Origin of the sequence: Mesorhizobium sp. M1A.T.Ca.IN.004.03.1.1 (genome assembly GCF_003997555.1) — a bacterium.
Lineage (GTDB): Bacteria > Pseudomonadota > Alphaproteobacteria > Rhizobiales > Rhizobiaceae > Mesorhizobium.
Window position 1 is genome coordinate 1 of record NZ_RZTV01000595.1, and the last position, 257, is coordinate 257.

Here is a 257-nt window from a genome sequence, read left to right on the forward strand (position 1 = left end):
ATCGAGGGCCGGCCTCAAAGCCCGCGGCAAGCTCAACGGCGAAGGGCAGGATGAGAGCATCTTCCTGGCGCCGCTCGACGAAGTGCTCGCCAAGAAGGCGAGGCTCGCCGAGGATCTACTGTCGCTCTATCACGGCCGCTGGCAGCTTTCCGTCGAGCCGGTCTTCGAGGACTACCAGTATTAGGTTTGCCGCACCGGCACTCTCCAGCTTGGATACCTCGCTCCGCGCCTTTGCCGGAACGGCTTTAAGTTCTTAT

At 61.5% G+C, this 257-nt stretch carries 1 pseudogene; it reads left to right on the forward strand.

Going from position 1 to position 257, the window contains the following annotated elements:
* Positions 1 to 184, forward strand: a pseudogene (locus tag EOD29_RS33020) (glutamate--cysteine ligase); the annotation flags it as partial.
* Between the last annotated feature and the right edge of the window lie 73 nt (positions 185 to 257).